Source organism: Marinobacterium maritimum (genome assembly GCF_039523155.1).
GTDB classification, from domain to species: Bacteria; Pseudomonadota; Gammaproteobacteria; order Pseudomonadales; family Balneatricaceae; genus Marinobacterium; species Marinobacterium maritimum.
The window spans coordinates 1388737-1410171 of record NZ_BAAAET010000001.1 but is presented as its reverse complement, the minus strand read 5'-3'; the positions used below and the strand labels follow the sequence as shown (position 1 = coordinate 1410171).

The following is a 21435-nucleotide window of genomic DNA, read 5'->3' as shown; positions in this document are numbered from 1 at the left end:
ACTTACCTCAGGCCGGGATCGTCACCTGATCCAACAAGCGTGCAATGATGATGTCTTCACTGATGTTATCGGCGATGGCGTCGTAACTGAGCCTCAAGCGATGGCGCAGGACCGGCAGGGCCACCGCACGCACATTGTCAGGTGTCACATGAGACTGCTGGTAGAGCCAGGCGTGGGCGCGTGCGGCACGATCCAGTGCGATACTGCCGCGTGGGCTGACACCGGTCTCGATCCAGCTGCGCAGCGCTTCGTCAGGCGCGAACGCGGGACGCGTGGCCTGCACCAGGCTGACAATGTACTCATCCACCTTGGGTGATACGAACAGCTGATTGGTCTCCTGACGGGCACTAAGCAACATTGCAGGATCCAGCCCAAGTGCTGGCGTGCCAGTCTGCTGTTCGGTGCGGACCAGTCGCAGCACTTCACATTCGTGCGCATGGCTCGGGTAGTCCAGCACCAGTTTCATCAGGAAACGGTCCATCTGGGCTTCCGGCAGTGGATAGGTGCCTTCCTGCTCAATGGGGTTCTGGGTCGCCAGCACCATGAAGGGCTCGGGCATCAGGTGGGTATGGCCGGAGACCGTGATCTGCCGTTCTTCCATCACCTCGAGCAGGGCGGACTGCACCTTGGCAGGGGCGCGGTTGATCTCGTCGGCCAGAATCAGGTTGCCGAACAGGGGGCCAGGCTCGAACTGCAATGACTGCACGCCATCGGCGTAATGGAGCACTTCTGAACCGGTCAGGTCGGATGGCAGCAGGTCTGGTGTGAACTGGATACGACTCATCCTGGCATCGAGATGGAAGGCCAGGCGTTTGACGGTGCGGGTCTTGGCCAGGCCGGGAAGGCTTTCAATCAGCACATGGCCGTCGGCGAGCAGGGCGAGTATCAAATGCTCGATTAATTGTTCCTGGCCCAGCACTTCGGTTTGCAGGCGTTCGATCAGGGACAGAATGGCTTCGTGGGTCGTCATGGGCGTCCTCACAAGGGAAAACCGGCAAGGGGAAACCTGGCGCCATCGGTTGGAGCCGGGCCAGGTTTCCCCAACGTTTTACTGACCTGCCTTGATGAACTGTTCCATCATCTGGTCAATGGTAAACGTAGCCGGTCGCTGGCGTGGCGGGTAGTCCTTGAAGGTGCTGAGGAACTGTTTCATCTTGATCAGGGTGGCCATGCCACGGGCCTGGATCTTGCGGTCCCACCAGACTTGATAGGAGTTGGAATCGGTGTCGGCGCGCTCGAACGGGTCCTGGCGCAGGTTGAACACCTTGGGAACACGCAGTTTTACGAACGGCTCAGCCCAGACGTCAAAGCGGTGTGCACGCTGTTCGGCAAAGACGATCTTCCAGTCGCCATCGCGCAGGGCCAGAATGTCAGCGCCGTCGCTGGCATAAACGAAATCCTTGCGCGGCGCTTCGGTGGTCTCACCGGTCAGGTAGGGCAGGAAATTGTAACCGTCCAGGTGCACGTTGAAGGTCTTGCCGTTGGCTTCGTGACCCTTGAGTAGCTTCTGTGTGATATTAGGCTCGCCTGCGGCGGCCATCAGCGTCGGTACCCAGTCCTGATGTGACATGATGTCGTTGGAGATGCTGTTGGCTTCAATCTTGCCTGGCCAGCGAACCATGGCCGGTACGCGGAAACTGCCTTCCCAGTTGGTGTTTTTCTCACCGCGGAAAGGCGTGATGCCGGCATCGGGCCAGTGGTTGTAGTGGACGCCGTTATCGGTGGTGTAGATCACGATAGTGTTGTCCGCTACACCCAGGTCATCCAGCTTGGCCAGCAGCTGACCGACCTGGCCATCATGCTCGACCATACCGTCGTTGTAAAAGCCCTGGCCGGAGAGACCGCGGGTTTCATCCTTGATATGGGTGTAATAATGCATGCGGGTGGAGTTGAACCAGACGAAGAACGGCTGTTCCTTGTTATGGGCCTTCTCCATAAAGTTCAGCGACGCCTGCAGGAACTCCTCGTCGATGGTTTCCATGCGCTTGGTGTTCAGCGGCCCCAGGTCTTCGACCTTGCCGTCGGCGAAGGAGCGAATGACGCCGCGAGGCGTAATCATAGACTGGAGCTTCGGATCCTGCGGCCAGGCCGGATCTTCAGGTGCTTCCTCGGCGTTGAGGTGGTAGAGGTTGCCGAAAAATTCGTCAAAGCCGTGGTTGGTCGGCAGGAATTCGTCGCGGTCACCCAGGTGGTTCTTGCCAAACTGGCCGGTGGCATAGCCCAGCGGCTTAAGCAGTTCCGCCAGCGTGGGATCTTCCGGCTGGATGCCCAACGGGGCGCCGGGAATACCCACCTTGGTCAGACCGGTGCGGATCGGGTGCTGGCCGGTGATAAAGGCTGAACGGCCGGCGGTGCAGCTCTGTTCACCGTAGTAGTCGGTGAACATCATGCCCTCATTGGCAATCCGATCGATATTGGGTGTTTGAAATCCCATCATGCCATGGCTGTATTTGCTGATATTGGTAATACCGATATCATCGCCCATGATGACGAGGATGTTGGGGCGTTCTGCAGCGGAGGCCCCGAGGGAAAGGCAGAGAAGTGCGAACCCCAGGAGCATGCGCTTGGCACGCCCGAACAGGCTTCCAGTAATCATCTTGTTCTCCTGTCGAATAAGCGTCGCTGTTATTGGGATTTATGTACAACGCTTGCTCTCGAGTGTAAGACAGGAGTGGAACGCAACACTGTTATCAGAGTAACAATTCAGGATGAACGACGTACTTGAAACCCTTGCCGGCTGTCGCCTGCTGGCCGGCCTGCCTCGGGAAGGGGTGGAGCAAGCGGCGCGGATTGCCCGAGTGCTGACCTTTGCCGAAGGGCAAACCATTTATACCAAGGGCAGCACGGCCAAGACACTGGCCGTGATCGAGTCCGGTGCGGTCAGAATTAACGCGATCAATACCTCTGGCAAGGAGCTGACCCTGACCATTTGCGGGCCGGGCAACTGGTTTGGCGATGCGGTGTTCTGTGCGGATGCCACGCGCGCGTATGGCGCGGTCGCGCATGAGCCGACACGGTTGATCGAATTTTCGTCACAAGAGATTAACGCACTGCTGGAAGCCTACCCGCAAGGCTATGCCTGTATCGTCAGGGAGCTGGGAGAGCGCCTGAGGGCGGCCTTTACGGTGATTGAGGATGACGCGCTGAAAGGCATTCCTGAGCGCTTGGCCAGGCGGCTGCTGTTTATTGCCGCCTTTCAGTATGGTCGTTCGGATCAGCCCGTGTCCCTGAAACTGACCCAGGAGCAACTGGGCAATATGCTGGGTATCACTCGGCAGGCGGCCAACCGGGCAATGCAGCCGCTGGTTGAAGAGGGGCTGCTGGAATATCGCTATGGCCAGGTCTATCTGAAGAACCCTGCCGGACTGGAAGCCTTTATTGAGCGTGGTGACTGATTGCATGTAAAGACCTTCAATATCTTCCTTTAGCCATGAGCTATATGGCATAAGTGTATTGGTAACAATGCATAATGCATTACAGATGCTGACCCTGGCTGTGAGGGCTTGCCAAGGCGTCATATACCTACAAGCTCCATCAACCGCAGGGATTCAATCATGAATGTGGATAAAGCGAAGAAACGTATCGCAAAGCACGTAAAAAAGGGCTTTAAAGGTTATCCGGAAGTATCGCTTTCATACTTTGGAAAGTCGCCCGATTTCGCGACAGAAGTTGTTGTGACGTACATCGAAGCGGAAGGAAGTGAGCCACAAGAGCAGCGACTTGTTAGTGAAACGGATGTGCGCGATGATGAAACGATTCAGTCGGTGTTGATTAAAATAATTGAACGATCAGGGGCCGCGACAGTTACAGAAAAAAGCGGCGTCTCACTTATCTAGTTTTGAAGGTAACAGCATCACACCAGAGCGCCTCGTTCCTGTGCACGCAATACGCGTTATGGCGGCGGGGAGGCATTACACCAAAACGAGCGCTTACCACAGAAACCGGGCCGTACACAGAGGCGTGTGCCGGCCCGATTGCATTTTGATGGATGACAGGTATCAGACCCGTTCAAGCAGTTCGGGGGTCAGTTCTGCCAGGCTGTTAACGCCCATCAATGCCATGGCGGTTCTGATCTCATTCTGGAACGTCGCCAGCAGGTCCTTAACCCCCTGTTCACCGGCTCCCGCCATGGCATAGATCCAGGGGCGACCGATGAGAACACCTTGAGCGCCCAGCGCCACGGCCTTGACCACATCAATACCGCTGCGAATACCGCTGTCGATATAGACTTCGCACTGGTCGCCGACGGCCTGAGCAATCGCTGGCAGCTTGGTGATACTGGATGCGACGGAGTCGAGCTGGCGACCGCCATGGTTGGACACCACAACGCCGTCGGCACCGGCGTTGACCGCTGCCTGAGCGTCTTCCACTTCCATCACGCCCTTGATGATCAACTTGCCCGGCCAGATGGACCTCAGCCAGGCGATATCCTCCCAGGTCACACTGGTATCGAACTGGCTGTCGATGAACGCCTTGTACTCATTAAGATCGTCCGGGTCGGGAACCACTTCGCTCAGGTTGCCGATGGTATGCGGCTTGCCCTTGATGCCCACATCCATGATCCAGCGCGGGCTGTAGGCCAGCTGGGCAGTCTTGGACAACTTGCTGCACAGGTTGGTGCCGATCATGCCATTTCGGTAGTCGCGCAGACGCATGCCAGGCAGCGGCAGGTCAACGGTGAAGAGCAGCGTGGTGACACCGGCTGCCTCGGCCCGCTTGAGCAGGGACTGAATAACGTCCCGGTCACGCAGCATATAGAGCTGAAACCAGATCGGCTTGCCGGTGGCGGCCGTAATTTCCTCTACCGAGCAGATGCCAAGCGTTGAGCAGGTAAAGGGAATACCCTGGGCATCAGCGGCGCGGGCACCTTGAGTTTCACCACGCCGGGCATACATGCCGGCCATGCCCACAGGGGCCAGCGCAACCGGCATCGCGGCATCGAAGCCCGCCAGCTTGGTTGATGTATCGATGTTGTCGACGTTACGCATCACTCGCTGCTTGAGTCGGTAGCGGTCAAAGTCGTTGACGTTGGCCGCCAGGGTGGCTTCGGCATTAGCGCCGCCATCCAGATAGTCGAACAGGAAGCGCGGCAATTTGCGTCTGGCAAGGCGTCGGTAGTCGTCGACCGTAACCGGGTTAACGTTGAAAATACTCATAGTGAAAACCTTATCTTGTGGGCTCAGTTGCAGCTGTCCAGCGGTGCACCCTGCTGGATGAAATGGCCGATGTTCATGCACACGCGTTTCGCCATATCGGCGCGACACTCCTGAGTGGCACTGCCGATATGTGGCAGCAGGGTCACGTTATCGAAGGTCATCAGCTCCGGGCTGACGTTGGGCTCGAACTCATAGACATCCAGGCCCGCACCGCCGAGGTGACCGTGCTTCAGCGCTTCGATCAGGGCGGCTTCATCCACCAGCGGGCCACGGCCAGAGTTGATCAGCACCGCGCCGGGCTTCATCTTCGCCAGAGTATCGGCATTGATGATGTGGTGGGTCTGCGGGTTGAGGTCGCAGTTGAGTGAGACGATATCTGCTTCAGCCAGCAGCTCATCAAGGGTTTCACAGTAACGGGCACCGCCCAGGGCTTCTTCGGCCGCAACATTACGGCTGCGGTTGCTGTAGATGACGGTCATGCCGAAGCCCTTGGCGCGTCGGGCAACGGCCTGACCGATGGCGCCCAGGCCGATGATGCCCAGCGTCTTGCTGTGTACGCGAATGCCCAGCTGTCCCATGCCCGCGGCCCAGTTGTCCGCGCGCAGGTAACGCTCGCTGGCGCTGAGCTTGCGGCAGGTGGCCATCAGCAGCGCCAGGGTCAGGTCGGCGGTATCCTCGGTCACTACCGGGGTATTGCTGACCGCAATGCCGCGTTCACGGGCGGCGCGCAGGTCGATATGGTCCAGGCCGATACCGATATTGGCTATCAGGCCCACGGAGGCAGGCAGGCGTGCGAGGGTTTCGCTGCGGATAGGATCCAGCGGAGTGGAAACCACAATATCGCCATTCGGGATGGCAGTGGCGTTCAGATCAATGACCTGTACTTCACCGAACTGACCCAGCGCATCCAGCATGGCCTGGGGCAGAGGGCGGGTAACAAGAAGGATCGGCTTGCTCATGTAATTGGTCCTGTATTGTTATTGGTTTCAAGCCAGGTAGTGAGTCGGTATCGGCCTAGAGCGAGAAAAAGGTGATCATGGCAACCGTGACCAGCACGGGAATCACCACGGTGATCATGCCGATGTCCTTGTAGCCCTGTTTATGCGTCAGGCCACAGATGGTCAGGGTGGCGACCACGGTGCCGCAGTGGGGCAGGGAGTCGAAGCCCCCGCTGGCCATAGCGGCGATGCGGTGCAGAATTTGCGGGTCCAGTCCCATCTCGATATAGGCTGGTGCCATGGTCTGCATGAAAATCTGCAGGCCGCCCGAAGCTGAGCCGGTGATGGCGGCCACCAGACTGACCGAGGTAAAGGCGGATAACAGCGGCGGCAGGTCGGAATTGATCATGGCCGAGGTGAACTCAAGGAATCCGCTGGTGTGAGTCACTATGCCGCCAAAGCCGATCACCGCCGCGGTGTTGATCAGCGGCATGATGGAATCCTGAGTGCCATGTCCCATGACGATCAGGGCATCGCGGCGAATATGGGAGAACAGCAGAGCTGCAAAAACCGAGCCTGTCAGCAGTGCGATGCTGGGCCAGACAATGGGCTGGCTGTTGGCGAAGGTGATCAGAGCTTTCAGCAGGGAATCCTCGGCGAGGGTGCTGATGTCCATCGACATGCTGATCACGCGCGGCAGGATGATCAGGGACAGCACCAATACCATCGGCAGCAAGGCCAGTGCCCAGTGCGGGTAATCGCGCTCGTCGATGGTTGAGATGCGATCATTGGGGCCCGGTTCGAAGCACTCACCGTTCAGGATCGCCAGCTTGCGCTGGCGCTCCAGATACCACATGCCCAACAGAAACATGGCCAGGCCACCGATGATGCCAATCCAGAAACCGGCAAAGAGGTCCGTACCCAGTGCAACCGATGAAATCACGTTGTGGATGGATGGTGTACCGGGGAGCGTGGTCAGGGTAAAGGTGCCGCCGCCTAAGGCAAAGGCGCCCACGAACAGGCGCTTGGGAATGTTGGCTTCCTGCAGCAGTTTTAGCCCCAGCGGGTAGATGGCGAAAATGACCACGAAGGCGACGACACCGCCATAGGTCAGCAGGGCACAGGCAAGGGTGGTAATCCAGAGTGCTCGGTGAGATCCCAGACGCCGAACCAGTGCGATGGCAATACTGGAAGCCGCATGGCTGTCTCCCATGACACGGCCAAAGATGGAGCCGGCGGCAAACAGCAGGAAGAATTTTCCGGCAAAGGTGAAAGCGCCCAGCGGGCCGAAGGCATAGTATTCCGACAGGCTGGGGGCCAGTGGCAGATCATTGGTCAGTACGACCAGAAGGGAGCAGATCAGCGACGACAGGATGATGTTCACCCCGCGCAGGGCCAACCAGATGAGCAGCACGACGCCGCCGATTAATCCAGCATATTCCATGTCTTATTATTCTCCGAGGAGCATGGTTAGAGTGCCGGTCGGCACGGACGGCCGACCGGTTTTCATCTGGGAGCAGGGATCAGGAAATCTGTGCCCGGATCAGTTTCTTGTCGATCTTGCCGACACTGGTCTTGGGAATGTCGTCGACCAGCTTGAATTCTTTCGGAATGGCCCACTTGTTAATGGTGCCGTCGTCGACAAACTGCTGCAGATGTTCGATCAGACTTTCGGTCTCCAGGTCTTCACAGTTAGGTACGACCAGGGCGAAGGGACGTTCGCCCCAGCGCTCGTCCGGCACGCCGACCACGGTTACCGCGGATACACCTGCATGCTTGCTGATCAGGCTTTCCAGCTCGAGCGAGGAGATCCATTCGCCGCCGGTCTTGATTACGTCCTTGATGCGATCTTTGATCTCGACGCTGCCATCAGGGTGGATACAGGCGATATCGCCGGTATGCAACCAGCCGCCTTGCCAGAGTTCATCGCCTTTCTCCGGTTCGTTCAGGTAGCTCTGGGTCAGCCAGGGTGAGCGGGTGACCAGTTCACCGGTGCTCTTGCCATCGTGCGGCAATACCTCGCCTTCCGGGTTCCAGATCTGGATATCCACCAGATCGCTGGGCAGGCCGGCTTTGATGCGCCAGCCGATCTGATCCTCTTCGGCCAGGGCGTGCTCTTCCTTGCCCATGCGGGTGATCGCCAGCAGTGGGCAGGTTTCTGACATGCCGTAGGCGCTGTAGGGCTGAATGCCGCGCTCCATGGCGGCTTTGGCCAGGCCCGAGGTCAGTGCGCTGCCGCCGATGATCACGGTCCAGCCGCGGAAATCGGTATCCGGGGCTTCGCTGGACTGCAGCACCATTTGCAGAATCGTCGGAACGCAGTGGGAGAAGGTGACACCCTCTTCTCGAATCAGACGGGTCAGTTCATCCGGGATGTAACGTCCCGGGTAGACCTGCTTGACGCCCATCATGGTGGCGGCGTAGGGGATGCCCCAGGCATGTACATGGAACATCGGCGTGATCGGCATATAGACGCCGTCGTGGTTCAGCAGCGCGCCCTCACTGCTGCGTGATTGCAGCATGTTGACCATATTCAGTGTGTGCAGCACCAGCTGGCGGTGGGAGAAATAAACGCCCTTGGGGTTGCCGGTGGTGCCGGTGGTGTAGAAGGTCGTGGCGACGGAGTTCTCGTCGAAGTCCGGGAAGTCATAGTGTACGTCGGCCTGTGCCAGCAGCGCCTCGTATTCACCCAGGGTGGGGAATTCACTGCTCGGAGACTGAGATTCGTCGCTTAGGCGGATAAAACCCTTGACCGTCTCCAGCTGGTCCTTGATGCCATCAATAATCGGCACAAAGTCGTCATGCACCAGTACCAGATCGTCTTCGGCATGGTTCATGGTGTAGAGGATCTGTCCCGGCGAAAGGCGAATATTAACGGTGTGAAGGATCGCGCCGATCATGGGGATGGCGAAGAAACACTCCAGATAACGATGGCTATCCCAGTCCATCACGGCGACGGTGTCGCCCGGGCCGATGCCAGCTGCCTTGAGCGCATTGGCCAGCCGGCAGACGCGCTCATTGAACTGGGCGTAGCTGAAACGGTGTGGCCCCGATACGATGGGATTGTTGTTCTCGAAGCGCTGACTGGAGTGCAACAGTTGCTTGATCAGCAACGGATACTGATAGGCAGAGTCACTGGGAGGGAGAATTTTGGTAGCCATCTGCTTGTCTCTTTTCTATTTATTGTCGAAGAATCCGGCGGACATTGTGCGCTACAGGTGTAGGTACCATGCCGTATGTCATCAGCGCGCCGGTGCGGAGGTGGCCGAATGGAGACTGGCCAGGTAATCGGTATGACGCAGAGGAGCCGCCTGAATTGCAGGCATGTCGGCAGGTGAAGGGGATAAACTCCAGCCTTTCATGATGGGTCAGCTCCTGAATTTTATTGTTTGTATGCCAAGGAAGCGTTTTCACTAAGTCGCATAATGCAAACTGGCTGGCGAATGTGCTTGACATATCACGAACGCTATTTGACTTTCGACGACCTTTTTGCTCAGGGAATACCCTGTATCCGTGTTTGATAGTTGCCGCATCGTTTTTTCTTTCCCTGCACCCGCCTGAAACCTGAACGCTCCTTACTCCTGACGCTTTCTGTCAAATTGGGATCATGTACTGTCAAGCTGGTGTCCGGGGGCTCTTTTAGTCTGTCTGCATAAAGAATGGCCAGCATCCATGTCCGGCGTTCCCGAGTCCGACTCCAAGGCAGTGGCTGGAGTTGGCTCTGGGAACCTTGCTGTATTGCTCGGGGCTGCATTGCCGTTCTTATCTACCGTCAACCCGCTGCCGTTCTCATTAGGCGCGTGTTTTGAACCTGATAGAAACAATAAGATTGAGGTCATCATGACGAATGCCGCCCTACAGATGACAGAAGAGCTGAGCCGTATCGATCAGGTCTTTGAAAAGCAACGCCGTGCATCGCGCGAAAAGCCCTACCCGAGCTATCAGGAGCGCATCGATGCTCTGAACAAGATCGATAGAATTCTGATGGATAATCAGGATGCCATCTGTGAAGCGGTCAATGCCGATTACGGCAACCGCAGCCACCAGGAAACTAAGCTGCTGGAAATCGCGCAGATGGTCAGCTCTGTGGCCTATCACAAGAAGCATCTCAAAGCCTGGATGAAGCCTGAAAAGCGCCACGTAGGTATCAGCTTTCTGGGTGCCAAGAACCGGGTTATTCCGCAGCCCAAGGGCGTGGTTGGTGTGGTCAGCCCCTGGAACTACCCGCTGGGACTGGCAATTGGTCCGGCGATCGCGGCTCTGGCAGCCGGCAACCGGGTTATCGTCAAGATGGCGGCCAACTCTCAGAACCTGTGTCGCCTGATGGACAAGCTGATCTCGGCCGAATTCAGTGAGGATCAGTTCGCCTTTATTCCGGGTGTGCGTGCCAGTGCCTTCACTGACCGTCCCTGGGATCATTTCGTATTTACCGGCTCTCCGGCTACCGGCAAGGTGGTAATGGAAACCGTATCCAAGTACCTGACTCCGGTGACCCTGGAGCTGGGTGGCAAGTCTCCCACCATCGTGGCCAAGGATTTTGACCTGCGTGTAGCGGCTGAACGACTGCTGTTCGGCAAGTTCATCAACTGTGGCCAGACCTGCACCGCGCCGGACTACCTGTACCTGCCGCGTGGCTCAGCCGAGGAGTTCATCAGGCATGCGCAGGATGTTCTGAACGAGCGTTATGGCAGTGCCGATTCCGGCGACTTCACCTCGCTGATCGATGATTCCGCTTTCCAGCGCATCTCGCAAACGGTTGAAGACGCAACACAAAAGGGAGCCAAGACCGTTCAGCTGGTGGCCAAGGGGCAGCCCAACGCGGCAAGCCGCAAGTTCCCGCCGACCGCGGTGCTGGATGTGAAAGACGACATGCTGATCATGCGCGACGAGATCTTTGGTCCGCTGCTGCCGATCAAGCTGTACGACAATCTGGATGAGGTGCTTGATTACATCAACGCTGGTGAGCGCCCGCTGGCACTTTATCTATTCACCAACGACAAGCAGACCGAAGACAAGGTGATATACAACACTCTGTCCGGGGGTGTTTCCGTCAACGATACCCTGCTGCACGTGGCTCAGCACGACATGCCCTTTGGTGGCGTAGGCAACTCGGGCATGGGGCATTATCACGGCAGGGAAGGCTTCCTCGAGTTCTCCAAGATCCGACCGGTGTTCAAGCAGGCGAAAAAATCCGGCATTTTGATGCTGGCACCTCCCTATGGTGATCGCTTCGACAAAATGATGAAGCTGATGCTCAAATTCCGCCTCTGATCGGTGACGCAGGTGGACCGCAGCAGTGGTCTGCGGTCCGCGATCGGGCGATGGTTCTCTGTGGCTGTCGCCCTCATCCAGATAATTCGGTCCGAGCTGTCGCGCCACTGGTTCAACTGAGCGCTGGCCGGACCTGCCAGGAGCTATCCCATGTCGGAACAGCAAACCTCAGCAGTTACTCCTCGTTTTTTTCGTACCACTCCGCGCTATATTCAGGCAGCAGGCCTGATCGATAATGCTGCCGAGCCGCTCGCCGCACTCAAGGTAAAGCGTTGTGCCATCCTCTGTACCCCGCGCAGTCAGCGTGGAGAGGCCAAGCGTCTGATCGCTTCGTTGGAAGCTGCCAGTATTGAGACGCTTGTTACCACCTTTGGCGGTGAGTGTTCATTTGCGGAAATAGACGCGCGAACCGCCGAGCTGCGCGAACAGGCCCCGATCGATGCACTGATTTCGCTCGGCGGTGGCAAGCCGCTGGATGCCGGCAAGAGCATCGCCCACCGATTGGGTGTACCGGTGGTGATCATGCCGACCCTGGCGTCAAACGATGCGCCTTGCTCGGCCATCTCGGTCATCTACACCCCGGAAGGCGCGACCGAAACCTTTGAGGTGTTCGACGAGAACCCGGCGCTGGTGATGGTCGATACCGAAATTGTCGCCAAGGCGCCGCCCCGTTACCTGGTGGCGGGCATGGGCGATGCCATGGCCACCTGGTATGAAGCTCGCGCTTGCCACAGAAACCCGACGGGTGTTTCGCCCTATGGCGGACGACCGACCCTGGCAGGTGTGGCGCTGTCTGAAACCTGCGCGAACATTCTCTATGAACACGGTGTTGCTGCGCTTGAAGCGGTGCGCGACCAGCAGGTGACGGACGCGGTTGAGAATGTGGTTGAGGCCAATACGCTGCTCAGCGGTGTCGGTTTTGAGTGTACCGGTGTGGCAGGTGCCCACGCGCTGGCACAGGCGCTGACCTTGTTGCCGGAGGTGGATCACAACTACCTGCATGGCGAGATGGTAGCGATCGGAATTCTGACCCAGTTGATGCTCGAAGGCGACCGGGATGAAGCCGAGCGTTGTGCGCATTTCTTTGCCAGGGTCGGTCTGCCGGTGACCTTCGGTCAATTGGGCCTGTCTCTCGATGATGAAGCCTCAGTGGCAACGGTGATTGCCGCCACCCTGGCGTTCCCGTTCATCGGCAATATGCAGGAGGAGGTCTCGGAAACCACTCTGCGTCAGGCCTTTGCTGAGGTGAATCTTACCGGCGCTGCGCTGTTGGCCGATATGGGGGATGCGCCTTACCAGAGCCTGCACGCCTGATGATTCCGGGGCAGAATCTGGATAACGCTATCCCTGTTCTGCCCTCAGGCTTGATTCAATGTCCCCTCCCTGCGGCGTATCCAGCCCTTATTACCCGAATTTTATAGGCTTGATGAAACCTGCATGGACAAGAATGGATACGGATTATGCAACGCTTGCATGACGGCCCAGTCGGGCCAGAAAAAGCCGACCGGTTTGACATCCCTGAAACTGGCATAACCCGCGCAGACGCTGCAGCAGGCTATGTGGAGGTCGTCGATGAGCCGCGTCACTACCATCGTTTTGAAAATGATTGGGCCCGGGTCTACGACGTGCGCTTTGCGCCAGGAGAAACATCGCTTTATCACCGCCACAGCGTCAATACCCTTTATGTCACCGTTTATGACACTCGTGTTTTTGACCAGGCCTACGGCGAGGATGGAGGCATTACCCATGAACTGCCGTCAGGGCTCTGCGGCTGTCGTCCTCATGGCCGTGAGCCGCTGATTCATCGGGTACGCAATGAGGGTGAGGGCCTGATGCAGATGATCGGTGCCGAGCATCGCGGTTCTCCCAAGCTGGTTGCTGAAGCGCCGCTGGAGGCACCTTTTCACACCCTCGTTGAGGAACCATTCAAAGGGGAGTCTATCCGCTGCTATCAGATCGATCTGCCGCCGGGGCAATCCACGGGCCCGATGGACTATCAATTTTCAGGATTGCTGGTGTCGCTGGCTGAGGCAACGCTGTCCATTGAAGACGATGGCGTCAGTCGTATCGTTAGCATGAGTCCCGGTGCATTCATATGGCATGACGGGCCGGGTCGGCGCGTACTGCGTAATGTCGGCAGCACACGTTTTCGTGCGGTATTGGGAGAGTGGCGCTGAATGGCGCAGTGAAAAACCAATAATAAGTATTACTGAAGGAATAACTATCGTGAAACTTTTACGCTACGGCCTCAAGGGGCAGGAAAAGCCAGGTATCCTGGACGCTCAGGGACAGATTCGAGATTTGTCGGAATATATCGATGACATCGGTGGTCAGGGGCTCTGCCCTGAAAGCCTGGAAAGGCTGAAGGCAATCGATATCAATACTCTGCCGCCAGTTGCAGGAAAACCACGCCTTGGATCCTGTGTCTCCGGCGTTGGCAAGATTATCTGCATCGGCCTGAACTATTTCGACCATGCCGAGGAAACCGGCATGCCGGTGCCTGAGGAGCCGGTAGTGTTTGCCAAGTTTACCAGTTCAATCAGTGGCCCCAATGACGACATTCTGATTCCGCCAGGGTCGGAAACAACCGATTGGGAAGCTGAACTGGCAGTGGTGATCGGCAAGACGGCCAAGCATGTCAGCGAAGACCGGGCACTGGATTATGTGGCAGGCTATTGTGTGGCCAATGATCTGTCCGAGCGATCGTTTCAGGTCGAGCGGGGTGGTCAGTGGGTCAAGGGGAAAAGCTATGACAGTTTTGCACCTCTGGGGCCCTGGCTGGTGACCGCCGATGAAGTGGGAGACGCCCAGGCACTGGATATCTGGCTGGAGGTGGATGGCACCTGTTACCAGAGTGGTAATACACGCACCATGATCTTCAGTGTTCCCTCGCTGATCAGCTACCTTAGCCAGTTTTTCAGCTTGCATCCGGGGGATGTCATTCTTACCGGAACCCCGGCAGGGGTGGGTTTGGGGCAGAAGCCAACGCCTGTGTTTTTACGCCCAGGGCAGACACTGAAGGTTGGTATTGAAAAGCTGGGGATGCAGCAGCAGCGAACACGCGCCGACGATGGTTAAGCTGACCAAACTATTGGTTGTGTAGGGAACACTGCTAGTGTCTATGAGTGTTTAAACTGAAACATCAGGTGGCAGATTCGGGGGGCGATTGCTTGTTTGCCCCCCAGCCAGGTATTGCAGATAAATGTCCTATTGGGCCTGTCGAATAAGGTCTGCGCCTTTCTCACCGATCATAATAGACGGTGCATTAGTATTGCCGCTGACCAGGAAGGGCATGATCGAGGCATCGATGACACGCAATGAGTCGATCCCTTTCACTTTCAGCTGGGCATCGACGACAGCCATAGGATCAGAGTCAGGTCCCATCTTGCACGTACCTACAGGGTGATACTCTGTATCGGCTCGCTCGCGGCAGAAGTCTTTCAATTGCTGCAAGTTATTACGATCCAGCGGATGCAGCATTTTGCCTCTTACAGCATCAAAGGGTTTGGATTCCAGAATTCCCAGCGCCAGTTGCAATCCCCTGGCCAGTCGATCCAGATCATCTTCGTTATCAAAGAAGTTGGGATCAATAAGCGGGGACACAAGGGGGTCTGCAGATTTGCAATGCACGCTGCCAATACTTTTGGGGCGTAACAGGGTGGCGTGGGCGCAATAGCCATGTCCCAGGTGCTGTTTGCGTGCGTGGTCATCGACAATGCCGGGCAGGAACTCCAGTTCGATATCAGCACAGGGCTCACTCGGATCCATGTGAACAAAGGCGACAGACTCAGCAAAGTTACTGGTGAGAATGCCTTTTCGTTTTCTGGACCACTCAAAAATACCTTTCATCATATCCCAGCCACCCCGAAGGGATATGCCAAAAGTGCCTGCGTTGTGCCTGGAGCGGTATACAGGTACGGCGGTTATATGGTCCTGAAGGTTTTCACCCACACCTGGCAATTCATGCTGAACGCTCAGGCCCAGCCTTTCCAGGTGGGTTTTGCTGCCGATTCCGCTCAGCTCCAGTATTTGTGGCGAGCCATAGGCTCCCGCACTCAGTACGACCTCTTTTCTGGCGTGTATATCCACGCTGCGGTCTTTTTGCAGGACGCTAACGCCGGTTGCCGTTTTGCCGTTAAGGATGATGCGCTGAACGTGTGCCTGAGTGATGACTGTGAGGTTGGGACGGTGCAGGTTGGGCGTGATGTAACCTTTCGCCGCACTGCAGCGTTCGCCATTTTTTTGGGTTAGCTGATTCAGGCGGCAGCCAACCTGATGTTCACCATTTATATCCTGGTTATGGGGAATGCCGTTTAACTGGCAGGCCTCAAGGAAAAGATCATTAAATGGGCTGGGTTTTCTTGGTTCGGCAACATTTAGCGGCCCGCCGGTGCCGTGATAAGCATCATTGGTGAAGGTTTCATTATTCTCGGCTTTTTTAAAATAGGGTAAAACGTCATCAAAGCTCCAGCCCTCGTTACCCTGAGCCGCCCAGTTGTCATAGTCCCACTTATTGCCACGTATATACATCATGGCGTTTATCGAGCTGGAGCCTCCCAGTGTTTTTCCTCTAGGCTGAAAACCTTTGCGTCGATCATGAAAACCTTTTTGTGGCACGGTGTCATAATGCCAACTGTTAATACCCTTAGGTACCATTGCGGCGAGGCCCGCCGGTGCATGGATCAAGACGCTGTTATCAGGTTTGCCCGCTTCCAGCAGGCAGACACTGATATTGGGGTCTTCACTCAGGCGGCTCGCTACGACACAACCCGCGCTTCCGCCTCCAATTACAATATAATCAAACTCCGTAATCATAATACTGCCGCTCTTTTCTTATTATGCGCTGAGGCAGGACGCCGTCTTAGTAGCCACCACGGGCAACCGGCGCATCCTCATTATCTTCACCTCGAGCAGTACTGAGTGCCTGCAGGGCTCCGGTGCGGATAAAGCTGATATCGGTACCGATAGACGCAAAGTTGAAGCCGTTCTGAATAGAGCTTGCTGCCATTTCGGCGTTATAACCGAACATGCCGCTGGCCAGACCGTTTTGCTCACAGGCCTTGAGAATATTTGCAATGGCAGCGCTAAAAGCCGGATCGGTAAAGCTGCCGGGTGCCAGACCAAGTCCGTAACAGAGGTCCATTGGGCCGACAAAGAGCCCATCCACGCCTGCCACAGCGGCAATTTCATCCAGGTTACGCAGCCCTTCCTCGGTTTCGATCATCACCAGGCAGGCAACCTGTTCATTTGCGGTTGCCAGGTAACCAGGACCTTCCAGCATGGCATCACGCATGGGGCCACAGGAACGGCTGCCCTGTGGCGGATAACGGCAGGCTGAGACGGCACGTCTGGCATCTTCGGCCGTGTTCACCATAGGGACGATGACACCCTGGGCGCCGGCATCCAGCGCCTTGCCAATCTGGTCTGGCTGATTGGCCGCTACACGCACGATAGGTGTTGTCGCTACGCCCGTGACAGCGGGCAGCAGTCGGGTCAGGTCGCTGTAGTCCATCAGGCCGTGTTGCAGGTCGAAACAGATCCAGTCGACATCCATCCGGCATAACATTTCGGCCATATGGATATCAGGCAAGTTGGACCAGATCCCCAGGCTGGGCTCTTTGGCGCGCCATTTTTTCAGTGCGAGGTTAATCATGGGGTTTTTCTCGTTATGGTTGTTATTTCAGTGGTGAATTTGACAAGTGCCCCCGGATGCGGCCAGCTGCTGTATGTGGGCTTCGCGTCAAGCGCTGGCAGTGTGTCCGGGGGGGCATTTGAACCTCGGGGGGTTAATCGAACAGCTCTTCGAGCATTTCACGGTTTCGTACACCGCCCTTGTCGGCACTGGTGGCCAGAAGGCCGAAGGCTTTCAGTGACAGGCTGATCTTGCGGGCGCGCGGTGCAGACGGTTTCCAGGCCTTGTTGCCACGGGCTTCCATCTGCTGGCGGCGTTCGGCCAGTACCTCATCCGACAGATCCACACGGATACTGCGGTTGGGAATATCCAGTTCGATGATGTCGCCATCCTCAATCAGGCCGATGACACCGCCATTGGCAGCTTCCGGTGAGGTATGACCGATCGACAGGCCCGAGGTGGCACCGGAGAAGCGACCGTCGGTGAGCAGGGCGCAGGAATCCGCCAGTCCCTTGGCCTTGATCAGGCTGGTGGGCAGCAGCATTTCCTGCATGCCGGGTCCGCCCCTGGGACCTTCGTAGCGAATGATGATGCAGGTGCCGGGCTGAATCTCATCGGCATTGAGTGCCGCCAACGCCTTGTCCTGATCGTCAAACACGCGCGCGACACCTTCGAATTCAAGCATGTGCGGCAGTACGCTGGCGGTCTTCACGATACAGCCGTCCTCGGCGAGGTTGCCAAACAGCACGGCCAGACCACCCTCGGTGCTATAGGCATTGTCCAGACTGCGTATGCAACCGTTTTCGCGATCACGGTCCAGGCTGTCCCAGCGGCAGTCCTGGCTGAAGGCTTCGGTGGTGCGGATACCGGCGGGACCGGCGCGGAAGAACAGCTCCACCTCGGGTTTGTCGGTACGGCAGATGTCCCATTGCTCCAGTGCATCGCCCAGCGTAGCGCTGTGCACGGTACTGACCTTGGTGTTGAGCAATTTTGCCCGGTCAAGCTCGCCCAGAATGGCAAACACGCCACCGGCGCGGTGCACATCCTCCATGTAGTACTGGTTGGTCGCTGGCGATACCTTGCACAGGTGTGGCACTTCACGGGACAGGCGGTCGATATCGGCCATGGTGAAGTCGATCTGGCCTTCCTGCGCTGCAGCCAGCAGGTGCAGAATGGTGTTGGTGGAGCCGCCCATGGCGATATCCATGGTCATGGCGTTATGGAATGCGTCACGGTTGGCAACATTGCGCGGCAGTACGGTCTGATCACCCTGTTCGTAATGACGTTTGGTGATCTCGACAATACGGCGACTGGCTTCCAGAAACAGCTCGCGGCGGTCGGCGTGGGTCGCCAGCATGCTGCCGTTGCCCGGCAGGGCCAGGCCCAGGGCTTCGTTGAGGCAGTTCATGGAGTTGGCGGTAAACATGCCGGAGCAGGAACCGCAGGTCGGGCAGGCGCTCTGTTCGACCTTCAGGGCTTCGTCCGGATCCGTTGCCGGGTTAACGCCGGCCACGTAGGCGTCGACCGGGTCGATGCGCAGCACCTGTTCTTTCAGCTGAACGCGACCGGCTTCCATCGGGCCGCCGGAGACAAAGATCGTCGGGATGTTGAGGCGCATGGCGGCCATCAGCATTCCAGGGGTGATCTTGTCGCAGTTGGAGATGCAGATCAGGGCGTCGGCACAGTGGCCATTGACCATATATTCGACAGAATCGGCGATGATGTCGCGGCTGGGCAGCGAGTAGAGCATACCGTCGTGGCCCTGCGCGATACCGTCATCGATGGCGATGGTGTTGAATTCCTTGGCGATGCCGCCGGCCTTCTCGATCTCACGGCAGACCAGCTGGCCGATATCCTTCAGATGCACATGACCGGGCACGAACTGGGTGAAGGAGTTGGCCACGGCAATGATCGGCTTGCCGAAATCCTCGTCGCACACGCCGGTGGCGCGCCAGAGGGCGCGGGCGCCGGCGGCCTGGCGGCCTTCAGTAGTGATTTTGGAGCGGTAGTTGGACATGTTGGTCACCTCACTTGAAGGTCAGATTGACGTCGCCCAGTCCCTTGTCGAAACGGGCGGTGACGCTGTCGCCTGCCTGAACGGGCAGAGCGCGGACGCAGGAGCCGGAAAAGATCACATCACCCGGTTCGAAGGCGACGCCGAATTCGGACAGCTTGTTTACCAGCCAAACCACCGCGGTGACCGGGTTGCCGAGCACGGCCGAGGAGTGACCGGATTCGCGGACTTCTCCGTTGATCAGCAGCTCGGCGTTGATATCGCGCACATCGATCGCATCCAGGCGTACCGGGTTGCCACCCAGGGCGACCTTACCGACGGCAGCCAGATCCGGAATGGTATCGCGCACATTGATGCCCGGTGCTGGCGCCACACGGAAGTCCACCACTTCAATTGACGGCAGAATAAAATCGGTGGCCTGGATCACCTCGGCCGCGTTGACGAACGGGCCCTGCAGGCGCTTTTTCATCACGAAGGCGATCTCGATCTCGACCATTGGGGTGGCGAGGCTGTCACGGCTCAGTTCGGCACCTTCATCGACGAACATGTCATCCAGTACAGAGCTGTAATCCGGTTCGGTGGCGCCGATCATGTCCTGCATCGCCTTGGAGGTCAGGCCGATCTTGTAACCCTTAACCTTGCGGCCCTCAGCAATAAACTTGCTGACTACTTTTTCCTGGATGCGGTAGGCATCTTCCATATCAAGCTCGGGGTGAGACTTGGTCAGCAATGGCAGCTGCTCTCGGGTTTTAAAGCAGCTGAAAATCTGCCCGGCGATGGCTTCGCGGGTGGTGTCGTTCAACATGGGACTGTCCTTTTTGTTTTTGTCTTTCAGGAGCCCCTGAGAAGATTTCAGGGGCTCCAGTCAGGCGACGGTATGGCTCAGGCGCCTTGTGCCAGCTTGTGCATGGCACGGTCGGCCATCACCATGATGGGAATCATGGTGTGGGTAGACGCAGTCGTGGGCATGACTGAACCATCGACCACGTAGATGTTGTCCAGGTTGTGCAGCTGAAGGTTCTGGTCGACGACGCCAACATCGGCATTCAGGCCGATGCGGCAGCTGCCCTGAACATGGGCCGAAGTCAGGGCGACCATGCCCGGCTCGAGCGGGAAGTCATCCACGCGTGACAGCTGGTCGGGGCTGGTGATAGGACCGAACACGGGGCTGTTGCAGTTGATCTCCTTGGCTCCTGCTTCAAACAGGAATTCGGCGGCGGTCTTGTAACCGCGCTTGAAGCGCTGTTTCCACTCGTCGGTGAGCGTGTACTGAATTTTGGGTTTGACCTTGCCATCCGGTCCCCACTCCCAGTCCATGGTGCCGCTGGGCTGATCGGGTACCAGCAGCGCCGAGAAATGGGTATGCGGGTACTGCTCCATGATCCGTTTATGGTCATGACCGATGCTGTTGGAGAACTGCGCGAAGACACCGGCCATGCCGCCAACACCTTCCATGCGGAAGCCACCCAGACCATGTTCTGCACGGTTATCATCGAACTCGCTCATGTAGATGGACTGGGGCGCGCCGCGCCAGGAGGTCATCTTGTCGCTGTCCGGGAAGATGGCTGACAGGCCGATCTGGGGCTGCAGGGAGATGTTCTTGCCCAGCTGCGGCAGGCCCTTGTCGAAGCCGGAACGCTTCAGAATGGCCGGTGTATGAACGGTGCCGGCTGCCATGATGATACGCTCGCAGTCGATCTCGACCGGATGGCGGGCCTTACGGCTGCCGCGAGCGACGACAGTGCCATGCACGCGATATTGCTTGCCCGAAAGGCGCTCAATACGGTCGACACGGACATCGGTGTAGATACGGGCACCCAGCTCTGAAGCTTTAGGCAGGTAGGTCAGGTTGGTACCCTGCTTGGCGTCATAGGCACAACCCTGAAAACAGTAGCCGCTGCCGATACAGTTCTTGCGATTGGAATTGAACACGCCCGCCTTGTAGCCCAGGCGGTTGGCGGTTTCGAGCAGTACCTTGTTGTTGCGGTTGAGAATTTTCTCTTCCAGCCGGTGGACGTTCAGCATCTTGTAAACGCGTTCGTAGGACGCTGCCAGGTTGTCCTCGGTCAGCTCGCTCAGGCCAAATTTCTGCTGCCAGTGGTGCAGTACTTCGGCCTCGATGGGCGTCGCGTCTGCCGTGTTGATAACGGTAGAGCCGCCAAAGGTGGAGCCCTGCCAGACATAGATCATGCCATCGGTCGTCGTTTGTCGACCGGCACCGCGATACAGCGCCGGCATCATGTCTTCTTCGCGCTGGTTGAAATCCTTGGCCTGGAAGTAGCCGCCTTCTTCCAGTACGACCGTTTCGAAACCGGCCGATGCCATGTGATAGGCGGCGACGCCGCCACCCGCGCCGGATCCGACCACGACCGAATGGGTGTTGAGCTTCAGCGGTGCAAAAATTTCGTGACCTTGAATAATCAT

At 57.5% G+C, this 21435-nt stretch carries 17 protein-coding genes; 6 read left to right on the top strand and 11 right to left on the bottom strand.

The window, feature by feature from the left end; genetic code table 11:
* Positions 1–7: 7 nt before the first annotated feature.
* Both ABD013_RS06400 and ABD013_RS06395 read right to left on the bottom strand, forming a co-directional pair.
* Complete coding sequence (locus ABD013_RS06400; protein WP_343803896.1) at positions 8–970, bottom strand: AAA family ATPase; 963 nt, start codon at positions 968–970, stop codon at positions 8–10.
* Positions 971–1048: 78 nt separating this feature from the next.
* Positions 1049–2596, bottom strand: a complete 1548-nt coding sequence (locus ABD013_RS06395) for an arylsulfatase (protein ID WP_343803893.1) — start codon at positions 2594–2596, stop codon at positions 1049–1051.
* A gap of 112 nt (positions 2597–2708) precedes the next feature.
* Between ABD013_RS06395 and ABD013_RS06390 the strand changes: the two genes are divergently transcribed.
* Positions 2709–3395: a Crp/Fnr family transcriptional regulator gene (locus tag ABD013_RS06390; RefSeq protein ID WP_343803890.1), complete on the top strand. Its 687-nt coding sequence runs from the start codon at positions 2709–2711 to the stop codon at positions 3393–3395.
* Between the two features lie 159 nt (positions 3396–3554).
* Complete coding sequence (locus ABD013_RS06385) at positions 3555–3836, top strand: hypothetical protein (protein ID WP_343803887.1); 282 nt, start codon at positions 3555–3557, stop codon at positions 3834–3836.
* Between the two features lie 162 nt (positions 3837–3998).
* Here ABD013_RS06385 and ABD013_RS06380 read toward each other — a convergent pair whose 3' ends face one another.
* From ABD013_RS06380 to ABD013_RS06365, 4 genes are all read right to left on the bottom strand, one after another.
* Positions 3999–5156, bottom strand: coding sequence for an L-lactate dehydrogenase (locus ABD013_RS06380; RefSeq protein WP_343803884.1), 1158 nt, complete (start codon positions 5154–5156; stop codon positions 3999–4001).
* Positions 5157–5179: 23 nt separating this feature from the next.
* Positions 5180–6115 (bottom strand): 2-hydroxyacid dehydrogenase, encoded by a 936-nt coding sequence (locus ABD013_RS06375; RefSeq protein ID WP_343803881.1) that lies wholly within the window; start codon positions 6113–6115, stop codon positions 5180–5182.
* 55 nt (positions 6116–6170) lie between these two features.
* Positions 6171–7538 carry a GntP family permease gene (locus tag ABD013_RS06370; protein ID WP_343803878.1) on the bottom strand — a complete coding sequence of 456 codons (1368 nt, stop codon included), beginning with the start codon at positions 7536–7538 and terminating at the stop codon, positions 6171–6173.
* Positions 7539–7617: 79 nt separating this feature from the next.
* On the bottom strand, positions 7618–9255 hold the full coding sequence (locus tag ABD013_RS06365; RefSeq protein ID WP_343803875.1) for a fatty acid--CoA ligase: 1638 nt from the start codon (positions 9253–9255) through the stop codon (positions 7618–7620).
* Positions 9256–9934: 679 nt separating this feature from the next.
* Here ABD013_RS06365 and ABD013_RS06360 point away from each other — a divergent pair.
* The 4 genes from ABD013_RS06360 to ABD013_RS06345 all read left to right on the top strand — a co-directional run bounded on the left by ABD013_RS06360 (position 9935) and on the right by ABD013_RS06345 (position 14443).
* Positions 9935–11365, top strand: a complete 1431-nt coding sequence (locus ABD013_RS06360) for a coniferyl aldehyde dehydrogenase (RefSeq protein WP_343803872.1) — start codon at positions 9935–9937, stop codon at positions 11363–11365.
* 150 nt (positions 11366–11515) lie between these two features.
* On the top strand, positions 11516–12679 hold the full coding sequence (locus tag ABD013_RS06355; protein WP_343803870.1) for a glycerol dehydrogenase: 1164 nt from the start codon (positions 11516–11518) through the stop codon (positions 12677–12679).
* 146 nt (positions 12680–12825) lie between these two features.
* Positions 12826–13542: a hypothetical protein gene (locus tag ABD013_RS06350; protein WP_343803866.1), complete on the top strand. Its 717-nt coding sequence runs from the start codon at positions 12826–12828 to the stop codon at positions 13540–13542.
* A 49-nt stretch (positions 13543–13591) separates the two neighbouring features.
* The gene (locus ABD013_RS06345) at positions 13592–14443 is read left to right on the top strand and encodes a fumarylacetoacetate hydrolase family protein (protein ID WP_343803863.1); all 852 of its coding nucleotides are present in this window, start codon (positions 13592–13594) and stop codon (positions 14441–14443) included.
* A 129-nt stretch (positions 14444–14572) separates the two neighbouring features.
* On the opposite strand, the gene ABD013_RS06340 is transcribed toward ABD013_RS06345, so the two are convergent.
* The 5 genes from ABD013_RS06340 to ABD013_RS06320 form a co-directional block, all read right to left on the bottom strand.
* Complete coding sequence (locus tag ABD013_RS06340; RefSeq protein ID WP_343803860.1) at positions 14573–16180, bottom strand: GMC family oxidoreductase; 1608 nt, start codon at positions 16178–16180, stop codon at positions 14573–14575.
* Positions 16181–16226: 46 nt separating this feature from the next.
* Positions 16227–17018, bottom strand: coding sequence for an HpcH/HpaI aldolase family protein (locus tag ABD013_RS06335; RefSeq protein ID WP_343803857.1), 792 nt, complete (start codon positions 17016–17018; stop codon positions 16227–16229).
* Between the two features lie 133 nt (positions 17019–17151).
* Positions 17152–19014, bottom strand: a complete 1863-nt coding sequence (gene ilvD, locus ABD013_RS06330) for a dihydroxy-acid dehydratase (RefSeq protein ID WP_343803854.1) — start codon at positions 19012–19014, stop codon at positions 17152–17154.
* A 10-nt stretch (positions 19015–19024) separates the two neighbouring features.
* Entirely contained in the window at positions 19025–19816 is a 792-nt protein-coding gene (locus ABD013_RS06325; protein ID WP_343803851.1) for a 2-keto-4-pentenoate hydratase, read from the bottom strand.
* A gap of 77 nt (positions 19817–19893) precedes the next feature.
* Entirely contained in the window at positions 19894–21435 is a 1542-nt protein-coding gene (locus ABD013_RS06320) for a GMC family oxidoreductase N-terminal domain-containing protein (RefSeq protein WP_343803849.1), read from the bottom strand.

Coding starts and splice junctions, on each gene's coding strand:
- ABD013_RS06400 (WP_343803896.1), bottom strand. CDS start 970: ATGACGACCCACGAAGCCATTCTGTCCCTGATCGAACGCCTGCAAACC.
- ABD013_RS06395 (WP_343803893.1), bottom strand. CDS start 2,596: ATGATTACTGGAAGCCTGTTCGGGCGTGCCAAGCGCATGCTCCTGGGG.
- ABD013_RS06390 (WP_343803890.1), top strand. CDS start 2,709: ATGAACGACGTACTTGAAACCCTTGCCGGCTGTCGCCTGCTGGCCGGC.
- ABD013_RS06385 (WP_343803887.1), top strand. CDS start 3,555: ATGAATGTGGATAAAGCGAAGAAACGTATCGCAAAGCACGTAAAAAAG.
- ABD013_RS06380 (WP_343803884.1), bottom strand. CDS start 5,156: ATGAGTATTTTCAACGTTAACCCGGTTACGGTCGACGACTACCGACGC.
- ABD013_RS06375 (WP_343803881.1), bottom strand. CDS start 6,115: ATGAGCAAGCCGATCCTTCTTGTTACCCGCCCTCTGCCCCAGGCCATG.
- ABD013_RS06370 (WP_343803878.1), bottom strand. CDS start 7,538: ATGGAATATGCTGGATTAATCGGCGGCGTCGTGCTGCTCATCTGGTTG.
- ABD013_RS06365 (WP_343803875.1), bottom strand. CDS start 9,255: ATGGCTACCAAAATTCTCCCTCCCAGTGACTCTGCCTATCAGTATCCG.
- ABD013_RS06360 (WP_343803872.1), top strand. CDS start 9,935: ATGACGAATGCCGCCCTACAGATGACAGAAGAGCTGAGCCGTATCGAT.
- ABD013_RS06355 (WP_343803870.1), top strand. CDS start 11,516: ATGTCGGAACAGCAAACCTCAGCAGTTACTCCTCGTTTTTTTCGTACC.
- ABD013_RS06350 (WP_343803866.1), top strand. CDS start 12,826: ATGCAACGCTTGCATGACGGCCCAGTCGGGCCAGAAAAAGCCGACCGG.
- ABD013_RS06340 (WP_343803860.1), bottom strand. CDS start 16,180: ATGATTACGGAGTTTGATTATATTGTAATTGGAGGCGGAAGCGCGGGT.
- ABD013_RS06335 (WP_343803857.1), bottom strand. CDS start 17,018: ATGATTAACCTCGCACTGAAAAAATGGCGCGCCAAAGAGCCCAGCCTG.
- ilvD (WP_343803854.1), bottom strand. CDS start 19,014: ATGTCCAACTACCGCTCCAAAATCACTACTGAAGGCCGCCAGGCCGCC.
- ABD013_RS06325 (WP_343803851.1), bottom strand. CDS start 19,816: ATGTTGAACGACACCACCCGCGAAGCCATCGCCGGGCAGATTTTCAGC.
- ABD013_RS06320 (WP_343803849.1), bottom strand. CDS start 21,435: ATGATTATTCAAGGTCACGAAATTTTTGCACCGCTGAAGCTCAACACC.